Raw genomic sequence first — 18,936 nt, 5'->3', positions numbered from 1 at the left:
ATTTGCAGCGAAGCTGCAGTTGAAAGTTGAAGGTTGGTAGTTGATGGAAACACCAACAACCATAAACCAACAACCGCCAACAATAATCTTAAGGTGGTTATTGCGGCGGGGCTCACCTCTTCCCATCCCGAACAGAGAAGTTAAGCCCGCCTGCGCAGATGGTACTGCAGTTATGTGGGAGAGTATGTCGTCGCCTTTCTTTTGAAAACCCTATCCAAATCGGATAGGGTTTTTTGTTTTTATATCTTTTTGAGAAATCCTTGCGTCCTTTGTGTAAATCCTCGCGCTCGTCGCGGTTAGAAATAGTCCACAGATCAAACGTTTTTTTTGATTTACAGGAGTGAGAATGGCTTTTGCCCTTTCAGGGCGGTTTTACACTAGGTATTATCAGTCATAGCGCTACGCACCATGCTGATGTCTTTCGGGCTTTCAGCCCTTTTACTTTAGGGTGTTTTTGAATGTCTCTGAGTAGTTTTTCTTTAAATATTTTTTTGTCGTGGATCGCGTTAGGGATGGGAGCGGTATCCTTTTGCGATAACCGTGCTCTTAAAAATTCCCCTGGAACTTCTATCGCAAAAGATTTAGCGGACAGCCCGACCCGGAGGGGAACGCCATAATTACTCTATTAATTTTGTTTTTGTTAAAATACAGTCATTTTTTGTTTTTTAAGATAGTGTGATAACCTTTATTGAATGCTATTGAGTATTTTTGTTTGAAACATTATAATTTAAGTATGAAAAAAACTATTGTATTGTTGACACTGTTTGTGATCTCAAATTTAAGTGCTCAGCAGCGCCCTAAGTTGGTGGTAGGTATTGTGGTAGACCAGATGAAAATGGAATATTTGTATCGGTTCTCAGATGATTTTTCGTCTAATGGATTTAAAAGATTGATGAATAATGGATATATTTTTCAGAATATGCATTATAATTATATGCCTACTTATACTGCTCCTGGTCATGCGTCTATTTATACAGGTACTACACCGGCAACTCATGGAATTGTGGGAAATGAATGGTTTAGCAGAACACTTGGTAAAGATACCTATTGTACGGATGATGCTGGTGTGAAAACAGTTGGCGATGGTACTGCTGAAGAAGGCGCAATGTCTCCTAAAAACTTGTTAAGTACTACTATTACTGATGAAGTAAGAATGGGGACTAATTTTGAAGGTAAGGTGATTGGGATGAGTTTGAAAGATCGTGGTGCGATTTTGCCAGCGGGACATTTTGCGAACTGGGCTTTCTGGTACAGTAAAACTGGTTCTTTTATTTCGAGTACTTTTTACGGTGAAAAGTTGCCGGAATGGGTTTCTGAATTCAATAATGAGAAGCGTTATATGACGTATATCAATAAAGGATGGGATTTGTATAAGCCACTTTCAGTTTATAATGAAAGCTTACCGGATAATAATCCATACGAAGGGAAGTTGTACGGAAGTGCTGCGCCAGTTTTTCCTTATGATTTAAAGAGTATGTATGAGAAAAATGATGCCGGGGTTTTAAGAGCAACTCCTTATGGAAATGACTTGTTGGCAGAATTTGCGATGAAAGCTATTGAGAAGGAAGAGTTAGGAAAAGATAGTATAACTGATTTTTTAACGGTTAGTTTTTCTTCTACAGATTATGTGGGGCATTTACTTGGGCCTAGATCGATGGAACTTCAGGACACTTATTTAAGATTGGATCAGACAATTGCTGACTTTTTAAATTATTTAGATAAGACAGTTGGGAAAGATAATTATCTGTTGTTCTTGACTGCTGATCATGCTGGGGCTGAGAATGTGATCTATTTAAAGGACCGAAAATATAATGTAAACAATTATCCGGTTAAGGATGTTAGAAAGAGTCTTCAGGATTTTTCAGTGAAAACATTTGGTGTGGATTTGATTTTAAATTACTCAAACTTTAATGTGTTTTTGAATAAACCGGTTCTTAAGAAAAAAGGACTTGATTTGGTAAAAGTGAAGCAGAGTTTTAAAGAGTTTTTAATGGCGCAGCCACAAGTTAAGAGGGTATATACAGAAGAGGAAATTTTAGCAAATTCCGGAAAGGATTATTACCTTGATTTTATAGCGAAAGGTTATGATGTAACTCAAAACGGAGATTTGATTATCCTTGATAAGCCTGGAAATATTGAATATTCTACTACGGGAACATCACATGGAACTCCTTATAGTTATGATACTCATGTGCCGGCTATTTTTTATGGATGGCATATTAAGAAAGGAGAGTCATATGACAAAAAGGCTATAACTGAAATTGCTCCGACAATAGCGCAAAAGATTAAAGTAACTTTTCCAAATGGAACAGAAGCAAAAGTATTGCAGGAAGTTCTGGATGAAAAATAGTTATTTGTTAGATAACGATAAAGAACCTGTCATGTTTTGTGACAGGTTTTTTTATGCGTAAAAAAAGGCTTTTCAATTAAGAAAAGCCTTTTGATAGTGATTTAGTAAGCACTTATTTTAATGTTAGCATTATGCGTTCGCTAACACTATTTCTTCGTTGAAAGGTAAATTCCAAGCTTCTGCAACTCCTTTGTAAAGGATTTTTCCATTAGCGATGTTTAATCCTTTTTTCAATTCTTCGTTTTCGTTACAAGCTGTTTCCCATCCTTTGTTTGCTAATTGTACAGCATAAGGTAAAGTAGCGTTTGTTAATGCTAAAGTAGAAGTGTATGGAACAGCTCCCGGCATATTTGCTACACAATAGTGAACAATATCGTCAATAATGAAAGTTGGGTTTTCGTGAGTTGTTGGAGTACAAGTTTCGATACATCCACCTTGATCTACAGCTACGTCAACAACAACAGTTCCCGGACGCATTAATTTTAACATATCGCGAGTGATCAAGTGAGGTGCTTTTGCTCCTGGGATCAAAACAGCACCAACAATTAAATCAGCTGTAGCAATTGCTTTAGTGATGTTGTAGTGGTTAGACATTTCCGTGTTCACGTTAGCTGGCATGATATCATCTAAATAACGTAAACGTGGTAAGCTTAGATCCATGATAGTAACCTGAGCACCTAAACCAGCAGCCATTTTAGCAGCCTGAGTTCCTACGATTCCTCCTCCTAAAATCAATACTTTTGCCGGTGGAACACCTGGAACACCTCCTAAAAGAATTCCTCTTCCTTTTAATGGTTTTTCAAGGTATTTTGCCCCTTGTTGGATAGCCATACGACCTGCAACTTCAGACATTGGTACTAATAATGGTAAACTACGGTCTGCTTTTTCAACAGTTTCGTAAGCTAAACATACGGCACCTTTTTCAAGCATAGCATGAGTTAATGGCTCTGATGAAGCAAAGTGGAAGTACGTGAATAATAATTGATCTTTTTTGATTAATGGGTATTCAGAAGCAATAGGCTCTTTTACTTTAATAATCATTTCGGCAATTGCATATACTTCTTCAATAGTTCCTAAAACTACCGCACCTGCATTTGCATATTCATCATCACTGAAACCACTTCCTAAACCGGCTGTAGCTTGTACGTAAACAGTATGTCCGTGTTTTTTCATTTCAGAAACTCCGGCAGGAGTTAATGCTACACGGTTCTCATTGTTTTTGATTTCTTTTGGAACACCTATTATCATTTTGTTATCTTTTTTATTTTTTGTTGAAATTGTTTTACAAAACTACAGATAGAGAATATATTATTGATTAATGTGGAATAAATAAGAAAATATTATTTTATTTGATACTTTTACAGAAAAATATACTGTTTGAGGAAAGTAAATTGCCTTTAAAAAGAAAAAATGACTAAAATTTATAAATCAATGAAAACGTTTTCGCTATGGCTTTAGATGAAATTGACAAGAAAATCTTACGACTTTTGCAGGAAAATGCACACTATACTTTAAAAGACATCGCAAACAAAATTAATCTGTCTCTTACACCAGTGCATGACAGAGTGAAACGTCTTGAAAAAGAAGGTGTTATAGAAAAATATGTTTCTATTTTAAACAAGAAAAAACTCGGAAATAATTTAACGGTGTATTGTCAGGTCACGCTTACGAAGCAGACTTATGATACTTCGGAAGGATTCAATCAGTCGATTTTGAATTTACCGGAAGTGGTGGAATGTAATTATGTTTCCGGAAATTTTGATTATATGTTGAAGGTTGTCATTCCAGATATGGAAAGCTTTCATCATTTTCATCAAAAAAAATTGGCGGTTCTGCCTGAAGTTTCTCTTATCAATACGGTCTTTGTGATTTCTGAAGTGAAGAGTACGACAGTTCTACCGATATAATTTGAAATTAAAAAGAAAAGCCACCAAGAAAAACTTGATGGCTTTACAGTATTAGCGGTTTTGATGTATCCTAGTAGTAAGTAAAACGTCTTACTTTGGCAATGTATTTTGCCAGACGAATTACCTGGTGACTATAGCCGTACTCATTATCGTACCAAATGTATAATACAATGTTTTTTCCGTCTTTAGAAACAATTGTAGCGTTACTGTCATAGATTGAAGGAGCAGAAGTTCCTACGATATCAGATGAAACCAATTCGTTGTTCAGTGAATATTTAATTTGCTCAACTAATTCGCCTTCCAGAGCATATTTCTTCATGATCTTGTTGATCGCCGGGATCGAAGTTGCTTTGTTAACTTCTAAGTTTAAAACTACCAATGAACCGTTTGGAACAGGAACTCTGATGGCGTTAGAAGTTAATTTTCCTTCTAATGATGGTAATGCTTTTGCAACGGCACTTCCTGCACCGGTTTCAGTAATAACCATGTTTAAAGCAGCAGCTCTTCCACGACGGTATTTTTTATGCATATTATCAACCAAATTCTGGTCGTTGGTGTAGGCATGGATAGTTTCTAAGTGTCCTTTTACTACTCCTAGAGTATCTTCAACAGCTTTTAATACTGGTGTGATAGCATTTGTCGTGCAGGATGCAGCAGAGAAAATATCAATTTCGTCAGGATTGTACTCGTTGTGGTTTACTCCGTGTACGATATTTGGAACTCCTTTTCCAGGTGCAGTCAATAAAACTTTGCTTGCTCCTTTAGAAGTTAAGTGTCTTTTTAAAGCTTCTTCTGTTGTAAAAGCTCCGGTATTGTCAATAACTAAGGCGTCATTGATTCCGTATTGTGTATAATCAATTTCTTCCGGAGAATTTGCTGTAATGATATGAACGGTAGTTCCGTTGATAATTAATGCATTGTTCTTTGGGTCAGCAGTAACAGATCCTTGAAAATCTCCGTGGATAGAATCGTATCTTAAAAGAGAAGCTCTTTTCTCTAATGTTGAAGCATCGTTTTTGTCTCTGGTCACAATTGCTCTCAGTCGCAATTGATTTCCTTTACCGGTTTTAGACATTAATTCTCTCGCTAATAAACGGCCAATTCTTCCGAAACCATATAAAACAACATCTTTTGGCTGAATTTCTTCTGAAGATTTTGCTTCTTTCAATTTATCGATTACAAAATATCGCGCATCAGGATACTTTTCATCTTCTAAACGATACTCGTAAGTCAGTTTTCCAAGATCTAATTTTGCAGGCGGAAGATCTAAAGATAAAATAACTCTAGCGATTTCAACTGAATCAAAAATGGTGATAGGCTTGCCTACGAATTCACCTGCGTATTGATGTAAATTGATAATATCGCTGACATTTTGATCCAGTAATTGGTTTTTGAAAAGAACCATTTCGATGGATTTGTCATACCATAAATCGCTTATGATTTTGATTAATTCGACACCAGCTCTTCTTCGGTCGACTTGTAATGATACCTCTTTTTGGTACAAAGATTTTTTGCTCATAATTGATTAAATTGAAAAAATAAATAGACAACTATTTTTAAATTTTGCGCAAAAGTATCCATTTCAATCGATTTCGTAAGCTATTTTATGATTTATTTTTGAAATTTATATAAAAAATAATTTTTCCCAATTAGTTAAAAATTGAGCTAATGATAATGAAAATGGGAGCTCATTTGGGATGGAAAATAAAAAAAGTCACCTTATTTCTAAGATGACTTTTTTAGGCGTTTTCAGTTTTCGGTCGCAGTTTTCATCAAGAAAAACTGAAAACTGCGACCGTAAGGAGAGGCTTAAATAATAATTCTAAGAATTTCTCCCTGCTTACTGATCATTTCAAGACGTACACTTTGTCCGTCATTTTTTCTGTTTAAAAGTTTGGAAACAGTTTCAATATTGGTTGCTTTAACATTATCAATGCTTAGAATGATATTGCCCTGTAATTCATTTTGATACTGCATTAAGTTTTCATTAGTGATACTTCTGATTTTTACCCCATAGTCAATTTTGAATTTCTTTTTATCAGAGGCATCGATGTTTTCCAGCTCGATTCCTTTAAACTCAGTACTAAAAAATTCATTTTTGCTTAAAGTTACAGGAACTGTTTTTGTTTTCCCATCTTTAATATAAGTTACTTTTACAACATCATTTGGACGTTTGGTGTTAATATAACCGGACAAATCTGCATAAGTGGCAATGTTCTGGTCGTCAAGTTTGATAATAATATCTCCTTTACCCAATCCCGCTTTTTCGGCTCCGGAATTTTTAGAAACTTTACTAATATAGAAACCTTGTGTTTCGGTAATTCCCAGTTCTTTAGATGCGGTGCTGTTTAATTCTCCTCCTTCAACACCTAAAATACCTCTTTGTACATTTCCGAATTCCATAATGTCTTCGATTATTTTTCGGGCAATATTAGAAGGAACGGCAAATGAATATCCAACATAAGAACCGGTCATAGAGGAGATCATAGTATTGATTCCAATCAATTCGCCTCTTGTGTTTACTAACGCACCACCACTATTACCCGGGTTTACGGCTGCATCTGTCTGAATGAATGACTGAATTCCGTTCGTGTCCAGATTTCGGGCTTTTGCCGAAACAATTCCGGCAGTAACCGTAGAAGTTAAATTATACGGATTTCCTACTGCCAAAACCCACTCTCCGATTTTTACAGAATCAGAATTGGCAAAAGCGGTATAAGGCAATTTTTCATCAGCATTAATTTTCAGTAAAGCGATGTCCATTTTAGAATCAGTACCGATTAATTTCGCTTTGTATGATTTTTTATTGTTTAAAGTAATTTCGATTTCTGTAGCATCTTTAATCACGTGATTGTTGGTTACAATGTATCCGTCTTCCGAAATAATAACTCCGGATCCGGTTCCAACTTGTTCCTGCTGCTGTTGACCTCCATAACCGTAGAAAAATTCCATCATAGGATTGCTGACGGTTCTTCGAGAGACATTTTTTACGTGAACAACAGTGTGAATGGTTTTGTCTGCGGCTGCTGTAAAATCAACCGTTTCAGCAGATAATGCTACGTTTCTTCCAAAGGAGTTGGGGGCAAGAGTAACAACAGAATTTCCTCTTCCAAAAAAAGAATTGCTGCTTTCAAATAATAATTTGTAAGCACCAAGGGTAGTTGCACCGCTAAGCAGTGAAACTAAAAATAAGGTTGAAAATCTTTTCATATTACAGTTTATATTATTGGTTATTTTAACGTAAAAATACTTCAAAAAATTATCTGAGAAAATGGTTTAACGCTCTTTAACAATGATTAACATTTCATTAATTATTTGTTCGTACTTTTGTGTCAGTTAATGTAAAAAAAATGCAAATAGAATTTTATAAATATCAGGGTACCGGTAACGATTTTGTTATGATTGACAACCGTTCGGAGTTCTTTCCAAAAGACAATATTAAATTGATTGAACGACTGTGCGACAGACGTTTCGGGATAGGTGCTGACGGACTTATCTTGCTCGAAAATGATACTGAAACTGACTTCAGAATGGTCTATTATAATTCAGACGGAAACCAAAGTTCGATGTGCGGAAATGGCGGCCGTTGTTTGGTAGCTTTTGCCAATCAGTTGGGTGTTATTGACAACAAAACTACCTTTATAGCAACAGATGGATTGCATCATGCTTCGGTGGGAGAAGATGCTATTATTTCGTTACAGATGATTGATGTGGATGAAGTAAAAAAATACGATTCTTATACTTTTTTAAATACAGGTTCACCGCATCATGTGCAGCTTGTAGAGGATTTAGAGCATTATAATGTGAAAGAGAATGGAGCCGCAATTCGTTATGGGGAATTATATGGTGAAAAAGGAAGTAACGTTAATTTTGTAAAAAAAGTAGACGATAGTACTTTTTCATTGCGTACTTATGAAAGAGGAGTTGAAGATGAAACTTTGGCTTGCGGGACCGGAGCGACGGCTGTGGCAATTGCAATGAATGCTATTGGTTTGACCGATAAAACGTCAATTGATCTGAATGTTGAAGGCGGAAAATTGGTGGTTTCTTTTGACAAGTCAGATGACCATTTTACCAATGTTTTTTTAACCGGACCAGCTAAATTTGTTTTCAAGGGAACTATTACAGTTTAAAGTGAAATGTAGCATGTCAAATGTAAAAAGTTGAAAGATCAAAAATGAACAATTGACAATATACAATCAAAAATCTACAATCAAATGATAACACTCAAAGGCGATTCGATTTATCTGCGGGCACTGGAGCCTGACGATCTGGAATTTGTATATGAGATGGAGAATGATGAGAACATTTGGGAAGTCAGTAACACGCAAACACCCTACAGCAGGTTTCTGATTCGCCAGTATCTCGAAAATGCACAGCAGGATATTTATGAGGCCAAGCAATTACGTCTGGCGATCTGCCAGGATCAGGACTTTCCGGCGATCGGATTAATTGATTTGTTTGAATTTGATCCAAAAAATAACAGAGCAGGCATTGGGATAGTCATTCAAAAAGACGAAAACAGAAATCAAAAAGTTGGATCTGAGGCATTAGGGCTTTTAATTAAGTATGCATTTCATAATTTAAATTTGCACCAATTGTATGCAAATATTGCTATGGGAAATGTAGCAAGTGTAGCTCTTTTTACTAAATTTGGCTTTGAGAAAATAGGAATTAAGAAGGACTGGGTTTTGCTCCATAACCAGTATCAGGACGAAGCAATGTTTCAGTTAATTAATAAACACATTTAAATTTAAAACTTTGAGCATAAAAAAAATCATCACGTTAACTGCTGTTGCCGTAATTTCAGTTTTATTGGTTTACGGATTTATTTTAATTAGTAAAATCTTCAGCGCCAATACTAAATTCGAGGAGAAAGAATTGTACGTGTATGTTCCGACAGGAGCAAATTATACAGATGTTAAAAAAATATTAGAGCCTTATATCAAGAATTTTGAAGATTTCGAGATGGTGGCCAGTAAAAGAAGTTATCCTGAAAATGTAAAGTCTGGTCGTTTTTTGCTTAAAAAAGACATGAATAATATGGATTTGGTTCGTGCTATGCGTTCGAATGTTCCTGTAAAATTAGCTTTTAATAATCAGGAACGTCTGGAAAATTTTGCCGGTAGAGTGGGATCTGAGATCGAGGCAGACAGTTTATCACTATTGAAAGCCTTTAGAGATCCGCAATTTTTGGCAGCAAATGGTTTTAATGAAGAAAACGTCTTCGCTATGTTTATTCCAAATACTTATGAAATTTACTGGAATACTTCAGCAGAGAAGTTTCGTGATAAAATGATCAAAGAATATCACAAATTCTGGACTTCTGAGAGAATCGAAAAGGCAAAAAAACAAGGATTAACTCCGGTTCAGGTTACTATTTTAGCTTCTATCGTTCATAAAGAGTCAGTAAAGAAAGATGAAAGACCTCGTATTGCAGGTGTTTATTTGAACCGTCTGCGTTTAGAAATGCCATTACAGGCAGATCCAACGGTAATTTACGCTTTAAAATTGAGAGACAATAATTTCGATCAGGTAATCAAAAGAGTTTTTTACAACGATTTGATTATGAAATCACCTTACAATACTTACGTGAATATCGGACTTCCCCCGGGACCTATTGCAATGCCTGATATTACAGCCCTTGATGCCGTTTTAAACCCGGAGAAAAACGATTATATTTATTTTTGTGCGAGCGTTGAACGTTTCGGATACCATGAATTCGCTGCTACTTTGGCAGAACACAATGTAAATGCAAAAAAATACTCAGACTGGATTGCTAGTCAGGGTGTAACAAGATAGTTTTGAATTTTAAAAGCCTATTTTTTTTATCGGTTTTAGGGTTATGGAGTGTTTTTTCTGTGAATGCTCAAAGTAGGGTTGAACGTTTTTTAACACCTTCGGATACTTTAAATAAAAAAAGACAAAATACAGTTATATTTACCGAAGCTGCTTTGGCTTCGGTAACTTTACTGGGTTTGAATCAGCTTTGGTATGCTGATTATCCTCGTTCGAATTTCCACTTTATAAATGACAATAACGAATGGCTTCAGATGGATAAGGTGGGGCATATGTATTCGGCTTATCATTTGGGAAGATTTGGTGCTGAAATGATGAAATGGAGCGGAGCTGATCAAAAAAATCAATTAATTTACGGAGCAGGTTTCGGTTTTGCCTTTTTGACGGCTGTCGAAGTATTGGATGGATTTTCATCAGAATGGGGTGCTTCTTCAGGAGATGTTATTGCTAATGCCACCGGTACTGCCTTATATGTTTCTCAGGAATTACTTTGGAAAGAACAGCGTATCGTTCCAAAATTCTCTTTTCATACGACACAATATGCGAATTTAAGACCTAAAGTATTGGGAAGTTCGTTAAACGAACAGCTTTTGAAAGATTATAATGGACAAACCTATTGGCTCTCTGTAAATCTTCATTCCTTCGCAAAAGAAAGTAAAATTCCAAAGTGGTTAAATTTGGCTTTTGGATATGGAGCCGATGGAATGTTAACCGGAAATTTACAAAATGATAATCCTGATTTCACACAAAACCCGAAAAGATTTCGTAAGATTTATCTTAGTTTTGACGTAAATTTGACGAAAATTGAAACAAAATCACATTTTTTAAAGACTATTTTTTCCGTTTTTAACACGATAAAAATTCCGGCGCCAACGCTCGAATACTCCGCCAATAAAGGGCTTAAAGCACATGCCTTCTATTTTTAGAAAACATTAACTTGTTGATTATCAGTGTAATTTGTTTTTTATTACCTTTGCACCGTAGAAATTTCAAAAAGGTGACAGCGTTTTGAAGAAAAACAATTTATGATAAAGAAGTGGTATTTTTATGCGAGTTTGATCGTTATTATTACATTTTTGACTTTGGGTTTTAAACCCTTTAATCTGGAAACCAAACCGTGGTTTCTAATAGAAAAAACAGATGGATCTGAATACGTATATCCATCATTAGAAGAGGATGATTATCCTACCTTACACAAATTAAACACCCCATTTACCGGAAAACGCCTTATTGGATTCAAAGAAGCTGTAGCTTTTAAGGAATCTCAAGGGAAATATCGTTTGGTAAATTCACTTGGTTACATGGGGAAATATCAATTTGGGACTCAGGCACTGAGAGCTATTGGTGTTCAAAACAACAAAGCCTTTTTAAAAGACCCTGCCTTACAGGAAAAAGCATTTCTGGTGTTATTGTCTAAAAACAAATGGATTTTGCGCAATGAGATCGAGAAGTATGAAGGGAAAATTATTAACGGTATTGAAATTACAGAGTCTGGTATTTTAGCTGCCGCGCATCTTGGTGGTGCAGGTTCAGTTAAAAACTTTTTTAAGAACAAAGGAGGTCAGCACTTTAGAGATGCCTATGGGACTTCGTTGAAAAGCTACCTGAAAGCCTTTGGAGGTTATGATCTTTCTTATATTGAAGCGGATAGTAACGCTACAATACACAATTAATAAGGTGTAAACTTTATGAAGAAACCTGCTGTAAAAAGCAGGTTTTTTTGTGGCTGTTTTTAATCGATAATAGGGCATGATATTTTAGATGTCAATTGAAGCGCCTGTTAATGTCATTTCGAAGAAGGAGAAATCACAAATTAAAGGTTTTCTCTGTTGGAGTGAAGATAGCGTATAAAAAAAGAGAGGCAATTGCCTCTCTCCTAATGAATTTATCTTTTAATCAATTAAAATTTCTAAGATTTTAATGGCTGCTTCACTAATTTTGGTTCCCGGACCAAACACTGCTACTGCTCCGGCATCAAAGAGAAATTGGTAATCCTGAGCAGGAATTACTCCTCCCACAATAACCATAATATCTTCTCGTCCGTGTTTTTTAAGCTCTTCAATCACCTGAGGGACTAAAGTTTTATGTCCGGCTGCGAGCGATGAAACTCCTAAGATGTGTACGTCATTTTCAACCGCTTGTTTGGCAGCCTCGGCGGGAGTCTGGAAAAGCGGACCTATGTCTACGTCGAAACCTACATCGGCATAACCGGTAGCGACCACTTTTGCACCACGGTCATGTCCGTCCTGTCCCATTTTGGCAATCATAATTCTGGGACGTCTTCCTTCTTGTTTGGCAAAAACGTCTGCTAGTTGTTTTGCCTTTTCAAAATTCTCGTCGTTTTTTATTGCTGCACTATACACACCGCTAAAGGATTTAATTTGTGCTTTGAATCTGCCGAATACACTTTCAAGGGCATCGCTAATCTCTCCTAAAGTTGCTCTGTATCGGGCAGCTTCAGTGGCGATTGCTAGTAAGTTACCTTCTCCGGTTTTTGCACAATGAATTAATTTTTCGAGTGATTGATTTACTTTTTCAGTATCTCTGGTTTCTTTAATTTTTTTAAGCTGATCCACTTGCTGCTTGCGAACCATTTGGTTGTCAACATCCAGAATGTGTAGCGGATCTTCTTTTTCTAATCTAAATTGATTTACACCTACAATGATATCCTGCCCGCTGTCTATTCTGGCCTGTTTTCTTGCTGCAGCTTCTTCGATTCTTAATTTCGGAATTCCGGCTTCAATGGCTTTGGTCATTCCGCCTAATTCTTCCACTTCTTCGATAAGTTTCCAGGTACTTTTGAGAATTTCGTCCGTTAAGCTTTCCACATAATAACTTCCTCCCCACGGATCAACAGTCTTGGTAATTTTAGTTTCTTCCTGTAAAAAGATCTGAGTATTTCGGGCGATTCTTGCCGAGAAGTCAGTTGGCAAAGCAATAGCCTCATCTAATGCGTTTGTATGCAGTGACTGTGTTCCTCCAAAAGCAGCTGCTGTGGCTTCGATACAGGTTCTGGCAACATTATTAAACGGATCTTGTTCGGTTAAACTCCATCCACTGGTTTGACAATGAGTTCTAAGCGCCAAAGACTTGTCACTTTTAGGATTGAATTGCTGTACCAGTTTTGCCCAGATCATTCGACCTGCTCTCATTTTGGCAATTTCCATAAAATGATTCATTCCGATAGCCCAAAAGAAAGACAATCGGGGAGCAAAATCATCAATACTCATTCCGGTGGAGAGACCGGTTCTAATGTATTCCAGACCGTCGGCTAAGGTGTAGGCCAATTCGATATCGGCAGTGGCACCCGCCTCCTGCATGTGGTATCCTGAAATAGAAATAGAATTGAATTTAGGCATCTTTTGACTTGTAAATTCGAAGATGTCTGCAATGATTTTCATCGAAGGAGTCGGAGGGTAAATATAAGTATTACGCACCATGAATTCTTTTAGAATATCGTTTTGGATAGTTCCGGATAACTTTCCAATAGGTACGCCTTGTTCTTCGGCCGCAACGATATAAAAAGCCATAATAGGTAAAACGGCTCCATTCATAGTCATTGAAACGGACATTTCATCCAATGGAATCTGATCGAATAATATTTTCATGTCTTCAACAGAATCGATGGCTACTCCGGCTTTTCCAACATCACCAACCACTCTTTCATGATCGGAATCGTAACCACGGTGGGTAGGTAAATCGAAGGCAATCGAAAGTCCTTTTTGTCCTGCAGCTAAATTTCTTCTGTAAAAAGCATTACTCTCTTCAGCGGTCGAAAATCCGGCATATTGACGAATAGTCCATGGACGTCTCACATACATGGTAGCATAAGGTCCGCGCAAGTTGGGTGTAAAACCGGCTCCAAAATCAAGAAATTCTAAATCTTCAAGATCCTTTTCGGAATATCTTTTTTTGAGTTCAATTCCTTCGGCCGTGCTGAAGTTATGAGTTACGGATTCTGAGCTATGTGTCAGTTCGTCTAACTCTTCACGGTTAACATCTAACTTAATATGTGTAAGGTCTTTTCTAATCATGGAGACTCTTCGTTGTATAGTTTAATTAATTACTTTAAAAAGATTATTCAAGTTCTAAACGTTCCTGCTCCAGTTTTTCGGCTAATCTTTTTTCTATTATTGGAGTAATTAATGTTTTTCTTGGTTTTATTTTTACGAAAGGAAACAATTCTAAATCATGTTTCATTTTGTCTTCTTTGTTCGGATGTTTGTTGGTGCCTAACAGGATTTCTTTTTTAGAATCGAATAATTCCTGTTCTTTTGCGGCACTTTCCTGAATTTTCTTCTTGATCGTTCCGTCATTCAAAAGTTTTAAGAAACCTCCGTTTGCTTCAATGTCTTTAAACAACGTTAAACTTTTTTCGGCTAGCTGCATCGTTAGACTTTCAATGTAATAACTTCCGTCTGCCGGATTATCTACCTTGTCAAAGTAACTTTCGTGTTTTAAAACCAGTAACTGATTGCGGGCAATACGATCGCCAAATTCATTGTCTTTATGATACAAAGCATCGTAAGGCAAGTTGGCTACAGCATCTGCACCGCCTAAAATAGCCGACATGCATTCTGTGGTTGTACGCAACATGTTGACATTGTAATCGTAAATCGTTTTATTTCGTTTGGTAGGAGTTACCAATAAATGACATTCTAAGTCAGAATTATATTCGGCAGCAATTAGTTTGAAAAGCATACGCAATGCACGAAGCTTGGCAATTTCAAAGAAATAATTAGTTCCTACTGAAACTTCAAAAACAATTGGTTTTGATGTATTCGGAAAGCGATTCAGGTATTCATTGGCATGTGCCAGGCTATAAGCAATTTGCTGCGTAATATTAGCACCTGCATTTTGATACAAACCGGAGTCGATACTTAAGAATGAAACATTGGCTGTTGCTTTTGAAATTTTTTCCAGTGTTTCAAAATTGTTTTTATCTGGCGTGGAAAACCAGTTTCCTTCTCTTGCCAATTGTCCAATAGGGTCAATATTGCAATAAAAAGTAGCCTTCTTCTGAATTGAAATCTGGTCCAGTAATTTTACGAAATCGATTGAAATGAAATTCAAATTAAAGTAAACAATTCTGTTTTCTAAAGGAAGTGTTTCCAGTAATTTTTGAACATCAGTGGTTTTGTCTTCAATGGTGAAACGCAGGCTTTCAGCACCTCTTTCAAGTGTATTGATGGCTCTTTGAATTGATTTCTCAACATCATAAACAAAAATGTTCTGGCAAATTTTAAAGTTGGATACCTGAGTTTTTACTGTTACAGCCTTTGAAGCTTCATCAATGTGGTAAAATGGTTTTACCTGAATGTCTTCGGGAGAATTCCAAATTACAGTTTGGTTGTAATCGGCTCCATCTAATTCAAACTGAATTTTTTGTTTCCATTGTTTGGATGAAATCGGACTAAAATCGTCGAACAGGGTAGTGGCCATTGCGTATTTTTTCGGGTTATTCTTTATCTTGAATGGTATCTCCTTCAAAATGTATGATGTAAATATCTTCGCTGTCTTTTTTCATAAAGTACTTTTCGCGGGCATATTTTTCAATTTGTTCAGGATTTTTGAGCTGTTTGATCTGTTCCTGATCTTTTTTTATTTCGTCCTGATAGTATTTTTTATTGTCTTGTAATTCGTGGATCTGGTTGTCCAGAAAACGATGATCAAAATAAGAATAATTATCTAAGAATAACATCCATATTACAAAAAAGAGTAGCACCCAAACGTATTTGTTGCCTAGGAGTTTGAACCATTTTTTGTCTTTATATGGGTTTTTTATTTTCATTTAACCGATTGCGTTTTATAATTTCGATTGGTGTTTTGATTTTGATAGAAGTTATTATCCTTTTGTGCCATTGTCAGGCACAAAAGGTGAAATGGATCTTCTAACTTTGATGCATTAAAATTACAATAAAAATTATAAAATTCTCTGATTAATTACAGCCCGGACTACATCAATTGCCACAGTATTGTATTTGTCGTTTGGAATTATAATGTCGGCGAAAGCTTTAGAAGGTTCTATAAACTGTTCGTGCATTGGTTTTAAAGTGTTTTGATAACGTGTTAAAACCTCGTCAATATCACGTCCGCGTTCTGAGATGTCTCTTTTTAAACGACGGATTAATCTTTCGTCTGAATCGGCATGAACAAAAATTTTGATGTCAAAAAGATCACGTAACTCCGGATTGGTTAGAATTAAAATTCCCTCAACAATCATTACTTTTCTTGGGTGAGTTGAAACCGTATCGTCGGTTCTGTTGTGCTGTATGAAAGAATATACAGGCTGGTCGATGGTTTCACCTGCTTTTAACGCTTTAAGGTGTTTTACCAGTAATTCAAAATCGATAGCACGAGGGTGGTCAAAATTGATTAATGCTCTTTCGTCAAATGACAAATTGTTAGTCTCTTTATAATACGAATCCTGAGAAATTACACCCACTTCTGTGTCCGGTAATTCATTCATGATTTGGTGTACTACTGTTGTTTTTCCACTTCCTGTTCCTCCTGCAAGTCCAATAATGAGCATAAAATTTGTGTTATATATTTGTTTGGCAAAAATAATAATTTAAGTGGATTCATAATGGTATCCGAACTTTAAAATTGAATTTATGAGGATAAGTTTAACTAAGGTTTCGAGAGGATTACAGGAACTATTCAAAAAAAATCCCGGTAGCAATGCCATCGGGATTTGGTGCAATCAGTATAGTTTTAATAAAATATTCTGAATTTAGTAAGCACTTGTAATTATTTATTCTTTTTTGCTTTAATCATCATTTCAAGCTGATCCCAAAGTTCTTCCGGGATGGCTTCCAGTAGATTAAACTGTCCGGCACCTTTTAACCACTCTCCACCATCAATGGTAATAACGTCTCCGTTGATATAAGCTGAAAAATCTGAAACTAAATAAGCAGCCAGATTAGCTAATTCCTGATGATCTCCAACACGTTTCAACGGCACTTTTTTGGCCATATCGAATTTTTGGGCAAGATCCCCCGGTAATAATCGGTCCCAGGCTCCTTTTGTTGGGAATGGTCCCGGAGCAATGGCGTTAGAGCGGATTCCATATTTTGCCCATTCAACAGCTAAGCTGCGGGTCATTGCCAGTACTCCGGCTTTTGCAGTTGCGCTAGGTACTACATAGGCTGAACCTGTCCAGGCATAAGTCGTTACAATATTTAAAATCGTAGCAGAGGTTTGTTTAGTATCGATCCAGTGTTTTCCAAAGGCAAGTGTACAGTTTTTAGTACCTTTCAATACAATATCAATAACCGTATCAAAAGCATTTGCAGATAAACGTTCTGTTGGTGAGATGAAATTTCCGGCAGCATTGTTCAATAGAACATCAACCTTTCCAAAAGTTTTTAAAACTTCCTGAAGCATGTTTTCAACTTCTTCGTAATGACGAACGTCACATTGAAGCGGTAAACATTTTCCTCCTGTTTCAGTTTCAAGTTCAGCGGCAGTGTTTTTAAGCTTTTCTAAATCTCTAGAAGTAATGGCTACCTGAGCCCCTAATTCTAAGAAGTATTTGGTCATGGCTTTCCCTAAACCGCTTCCTCCACCTGTAACAACAATGACTTTGCCTTTTAAAGCATCATCTCTTAACATTTTATCTGTATAGCTCATATGTATTTCTTTTTATTACAATATTAATTAAATAAATAGGATGCACGCATAATAATGTTATAAAATTTTAATAAACTTTAAATATTGCCCAATTTTTTTGCGGCTGCTTCCAGTGTAAAATTGTCTTTAGCAAAGCAGAAGCGGATTAGCTTTTGATCTTTGTGATCAGAATAAAAAGTAGAAATCGGAATTGTGGCAACGCCATGTTCTGTGATTAATTTTTTACAGAAAGTGACATCGTCATCGTTTGAAATAGTAGCATAAGAAGCCACCTGAAAATAAGTGCCTTCGCAGGGTTTCAATTCAAATCGACTATTTTGAAGAAGTTTTTGAAAATAATCCCTTTTTTCCTGATAGAACTTTCCAAGTAAATTGACATCAACGATCTCCAGATATTGGCTAATGGCAGCCTGTGAAATGCTATTCACACTGAAAACCAAAAATTGATGTACTTTTTTGATTTCTTTCATTAAATATTCGGGAGCAACAGTGTAGCCAATTTTCCAACCCGTAATATGAAATGATTTCCCAAAAGAAGAAACCATGATACAACGGTTTAAAAGAAAATCTTTGGTATGGGCTGAAATATGTTTTTCCTCGAAAGTAATGTATTCATAAACTTCATCAGAAAGAACAAGAAGATCAGGATATTTGGATAATAGTTTTTCTAAGTGAGAAAAATCATCCTGAGTTAAAATTTTACCTGTTGGATTATGTGGATTGTTGATGATAATCATCTTCGTTTTTGAAGAACAGGTTTTTTCTATCGTTTCCCAGTTTGGGGTATAATCGTCGTTTAAAGCAACACGAACAGGTTTTGCGTTACACAATAAAACAGGAGACTCATACGAATCATAGCTCGGATCCAGAATGATGACTTCGTCACCGGTTTTGACCAAAGCCAAAATGGTAGTGAAAATTCCCTGAGTGGCTCCCGCGGTTACCAGAATTTCAGTTTCCGGGCGAATGGTTCTGTCATAGGATTTTTGAACCAATTGCGCTATCTGCTCCATCAATGGAGGAAATCCGGCCATTGGAGTATATTGATGCACGTTTTCTTTTGCTAATCTCGCAATGATATTGGTCAGTCTTTCATCAACTGGAAAATTTGGAAATCCTTGTGAAAGATTTATTGCGTTGTATTCCGTTGCCATTTTTGACATGACAGTGAAAATGCTGGTGGTTACATTGGGTAGTTTACTCATGATAAAGTTTGATTAGGGAAAACTTGTGAGTGATGTAAAAAAG

16 protein-coding genes and 1 rRNA gene are annotated in these 18,936 nt (G+C 36.3%); 8 read left to right on the top strand and 9 right to left on the bottom strand.

What is annotated here, in order from left to right; all coding sequences use genetic code 11:
• The first annotated feature begins 89 nt into the window (after positions 1 to 89).
• Positions 90 to 199 (top strand): 5S ribosomal RNA (gene rrf, locus ACAM30_RS03415).
• Between the two features lie 534 nt (positions 200 to 733).
• Complete coding sequence (pafA, locus tag ACAM30_RS03410; protein WP_369617250.1) at positions 734 to 2,350, top strand: alkaline phosphatase PafA; 1,617 nt, start codon at positions 734 to 736, stop codon at positions 2,348 to 2,350.
• A gap of 129 nt (positions 2,351 to 2,479) precedes the next feature.
• Here pafA and ald read toward each other — a convergent pair whose 3' ends face one another.
• Complete coding sequence (ald, locus tag ACAM30_RS03405; RefSeq protein ID WP_369617249.1) at positions 2,480 to 3,598, bottom strand: alanine dehydrogenase; 1,119 nt, start codon at positions 3,596 to 3,598, stop codon at positions 2,480 to 2,482.
• A gap of 200 nt (positions 3,599 to 3,798) precedes the next feature.
• On the opposite strand from ald, the gene ACAM30_RS03400 reads away from it, so the two are divergent.
• Positions 3,799 to 4,257: an Lrp/AsnC family transcriptional regulator gene (locus tag ACAM30_RS03400; protein WP_017498637.1), complete on the top strand. Its 459-nt coding sequence runs from the start codon at positions 3,799 to 3,801 to the stop codon at positions 4,255 to 4,257.
• Between the two features lie 70 nt (positions 4,258 to 4,327).
• On the opposite strand, the gene ACAM30_RS03395 is transcribed toward ACAM30_RS03400, so the two are convergent.
• Together ACAM30_RS03395 and ACAM30_RS03390 are read right to left on the bottom strand one after the other, a co-directional pair.
• Positions 4,328 to 5,776 carry a glyceraldehyde-3-phosphate dehydrogenase gene (locus ACAM30_RS03395; RefSeq protein ID WP_369617248.1) on the bottom strand — a complete coding sequence of 483 codons (1,449 nt, stop codon included), beginning with the start codon at positions 5,774 to 5,776 and terminating at the stop codon, positions 4,328 to 4,330.
• 290 nt (positions 5,777 to 6,066) lie between these two features.
• Positions 6,067 to 7,467, bottom strand: a complete 1,401-nt coding sequence (locus ACAM30_RS03390; RefSeq protein ID WP_369617247.1) for a trypsin-like peptidase domain-containing protein — start codon at positions 7,465 to 7,467, stop codon at positions 6,067 to 6,069.
• A gap of 140 nt (positions 7,468 to 7,607) precedes the next feature.
• Between ACAM30_RS03390 and dapF the strand changes: the two genes are divergently transcribed.
• The 5 genes from dapF to ACAM30_RS03365 all read left to right on the top strand — a co-directional run bounded on the left by dapF (position 7,608) and on the right by ACAM30_RS03365 (position 11,729).
• The gene (gene dapF, locus ACAM30_RS03385) at positions 7,608 to 8,390 is read left to right on the top strand and encodes a diaminopimelate epimerase (RefSeq protein ID WP_369617246.1); all 783 of its coding nucleotides are present in this window, start codon (positions 7,608 to 7,610) and stop codon (positions 8,388 to 8,390) included.
• 84 nt (positions 8,391 to 8,474) lie between these two features.
• Complete coding sequence (locus ACAM30_RS03380) at positions 8,475 to 9,008, top strand: GNAT family N-acetyltransferase (RefSeq protein ID WP_369617245.1); 534 nt, start codon at positions 8,475 to 8,477, stop codon at positions 9,006 to 9,008.
• Between the two features lie 10 nt (positions 9,009 to 9,018).
• Positions 9,019 to 10,059 carry an endolytic transglycosylase MltG gene (mltG, locus tag ACAM30_RS03375; RefSeq protein ID WP_369617244.1) on the top strand — a complete coding sequence of 347 codons (1,041 nt, stop codon included), beginning with the start codon at positions 9,019 to 9,021 and terminating at the stop codon, positions 10,057 to 10,059.
• Positions 10,060 to 10,061: 2 nt separating this feature from the next.
• Positions 10,062 to 10,982 carry a DUF2279 domain-containing protein gene (locus ACAM30_RS03370; protein WP_369617243.1) on the top strand — a complete coding sequence of 307 codons (921 nt, stop codon included), beginning with the start codon at positions 10,062 to 10,064 and terminating at the stop codon, positions 10,980 to 10,982.
• A gap of 99 nt (positions 10,983 to 11,081) precedes the next feature.
• Positions 11,082 to 11,729, top strand: coding sequence for a peptidoglycan-binding protein LysM (locus tag ACAM30_RS03365; RefSeq protein WP_369617242.1), 648 nt, complete (start codon positions 11,082 to 11,084; stop codon positions 11,727 to 11,729).
• A 219-nt stretch (positions 11,730 to 11,948) separates the two neighbouring features.
• Here the strand turns inward: ACAM30_RS03365 and scpA are convergent, their stop codons facing one another.
• The 6 genes from scpA to ACAM30_RS03335 all read right to left on the bottom strand — a co-directional run bounded on the left by scpA (position 11,949) and on the right by ACAM30_RS03335 (position 18,893).
• The gene (scpA, locus tag ACAM30_RS03360) at positions 11,949 to 14,090 is read right to left on the bottom strand and encodes a methylmalonyl-CoA mutase (protein WP_369617241.1); all 2,142 of its coding nucleotides are present in this window, start codon (positions 14,088 to 14,090) and stop codon (positions 11,949 to 11,951) included.
• Positions 14,091 to 14,133: 43 nt separating this feature from the next.
• Entirely contained in the window at positions 14,134 to 15,498 is a 1,365-nt protein-coding gene (locus tag ACAM30_RS03355; protein ID WP_369617240.1) for a methylmalonyl-CoA mutase subunit beta, read from the bottom strand.
• Positions 15,499 to 15,514: 16 nt separating this feature from the next.
• A complete protein-coding gene (locus ACAM30_RS03350; RefSeq protein WP_017498627.1) occupies positions 15,515 to 15,847 on the bottom strand; it encodes a septum formation initiator family protein in 333 nt (110 codons plus the stop codon).
• A gap of 132 nt (positions 15,848 to 15,979) precedes the next feature.
• Positions 15,980 to 16,588, bottom strand: coding sequence for a uridine kinase (udk, locus tag ACAM30_RS03345; protein ID WP_017498626.1), 609 nt, complete (start codon positions 16,586 to 16,588; stop codon positions 15,980 to 15,982).
• A 218-nt stretch (positions 16,589 to 16,806) separates the two neighbouring features.
• Positions 16,807 to 17,688 carry an SDR family oxidoreductase gene (locus ACAM30_RS03340; RefSeq protein WP_369617239.1) on the bottom strand — a complete coding sequence of 294 codons (882 nt, stop codon included), beginning with the start codon at positions 17,686 to 17,688 and terminating at the stop codon, positions 16,807 to 16,809.
• Positions 17,689 to 17,765: 77 nt separating this feature from the next.
• On the bottom strand, positions 17,766 to 18,893 hold the full coding sequence (locus tag ACAM30_RS03335) for a methionine aminotransferase (protein ID WP_369617238.1): 1,128 nt from the start codon (positions 18,891 to 18,893) through the stop codon (positions 17,766 to 17,768).
• Positions 18,894 to 18,936: the final 43 nt, after the last annotated feature.

It is taken from the genome of Flavobacterium sp. CFS9 (assembly GCF_041154745.1).
Taxonomy (GTDB): domain Bacteria; phylum Bacteroidota; class Bacteroidia; order Flavobacteriales; family Flavobacteriaceae; genus Flavobacterium.
This window is presented reverse-complemented; position numbering and strand designations above follow the sequence as displayed.

Coding starts and splice junctions, on each gene's coding strand:
- pafA (WP_369617250.1), top strand. CDS start 734: ATGAAAAAAACTATTGTATTGTTGACACTGTTTGTGATCTCAAATTTA.
- ald (WP_369617249.1), bottom strand. CDS start 3,598: ATGATAATAGGTGTTCCAAAAGAAATCAAAAACAATGAGAACCGTGTA.
- ACAM30_RS03400 (WP_017498637.1), top strand. CDS start 3,799: ATGGCTTTAGATGAAATTGACAAGAAAATCTTACGACTTTTGCAGGAA.
- ACAM30_RS03395 (WP_369617248.1), bottom strand. CDS start 5,776: ATGAGCAAAAAATCTTTGTACCAAAAAGAGGTATCATTACAAGTCGAC.
- ACAM30_RS03390 (WP_369617247.1), bottom strand. CDS start 7,467: ATGAAAAGATTTTCAACCTTATTTTTAGTTTCACTGCTTAGCGGTGCA.
- dapF (WP_369617246.1), top strand. CDS start 7,608: ATGCAAATAGAATTTTATAAATATCAGGGTACCGGTAACGATTTTGTT.
- ACAM30_RS03380 (WP_369617245.1), top strand. CDS start 8,475: ATGATAACACTCAAAGGCGATTCGATTTATCTGCGGGCACTGGAGCCT.
- ACAM30_RS03365 (WP_369617242.1), top strand. CDS start 11,082: ATGATAAAGAAGTGGTATTTTTATGCGAGTTTGATCGTTATTATTACA.
- scpA (WP_369617241.1), bottom strand. CDS start 14,090: ATGATTAGAAAAGACCTTACACATATTAAGTTAGATGTTAACCGTGAA.
- ACAM30_RS03355 (WP_369617240.1), bottom strand. CDS start 15,498: ATGGCCACTACCCTGTTCGACGATTTTAGTCCGATTTCATCCAAACAA.
- ACAM30_RS03350 (WP_017498627.1), bottom strand. CDS start 15,847: ATGAAAATAAAAAACCCATATAAAGACAAAAAATGGTTCAAACTCCTA.
- udk (WP_017498626.1), bottom strand. CDS start 16,588: ATGCTCATTATTGGACTTGCAGGAGGAACAGGAAGTGGAAAAACAACA.
- ACAM30_RS03340 (WP_369617239.1), bottom strand. CDS start 17,688: ATGAGCTATACAGATAAAATGTTAAGAGATGATGCTTTAAAAGGCAAA.
- ACAM30_RS03335 (WP_369617238.1), bottom strand. CDS start 18,893: ATGAGTAAACTACCCAATGTAACCACCAGCATTTTCACTGTCATGTCA.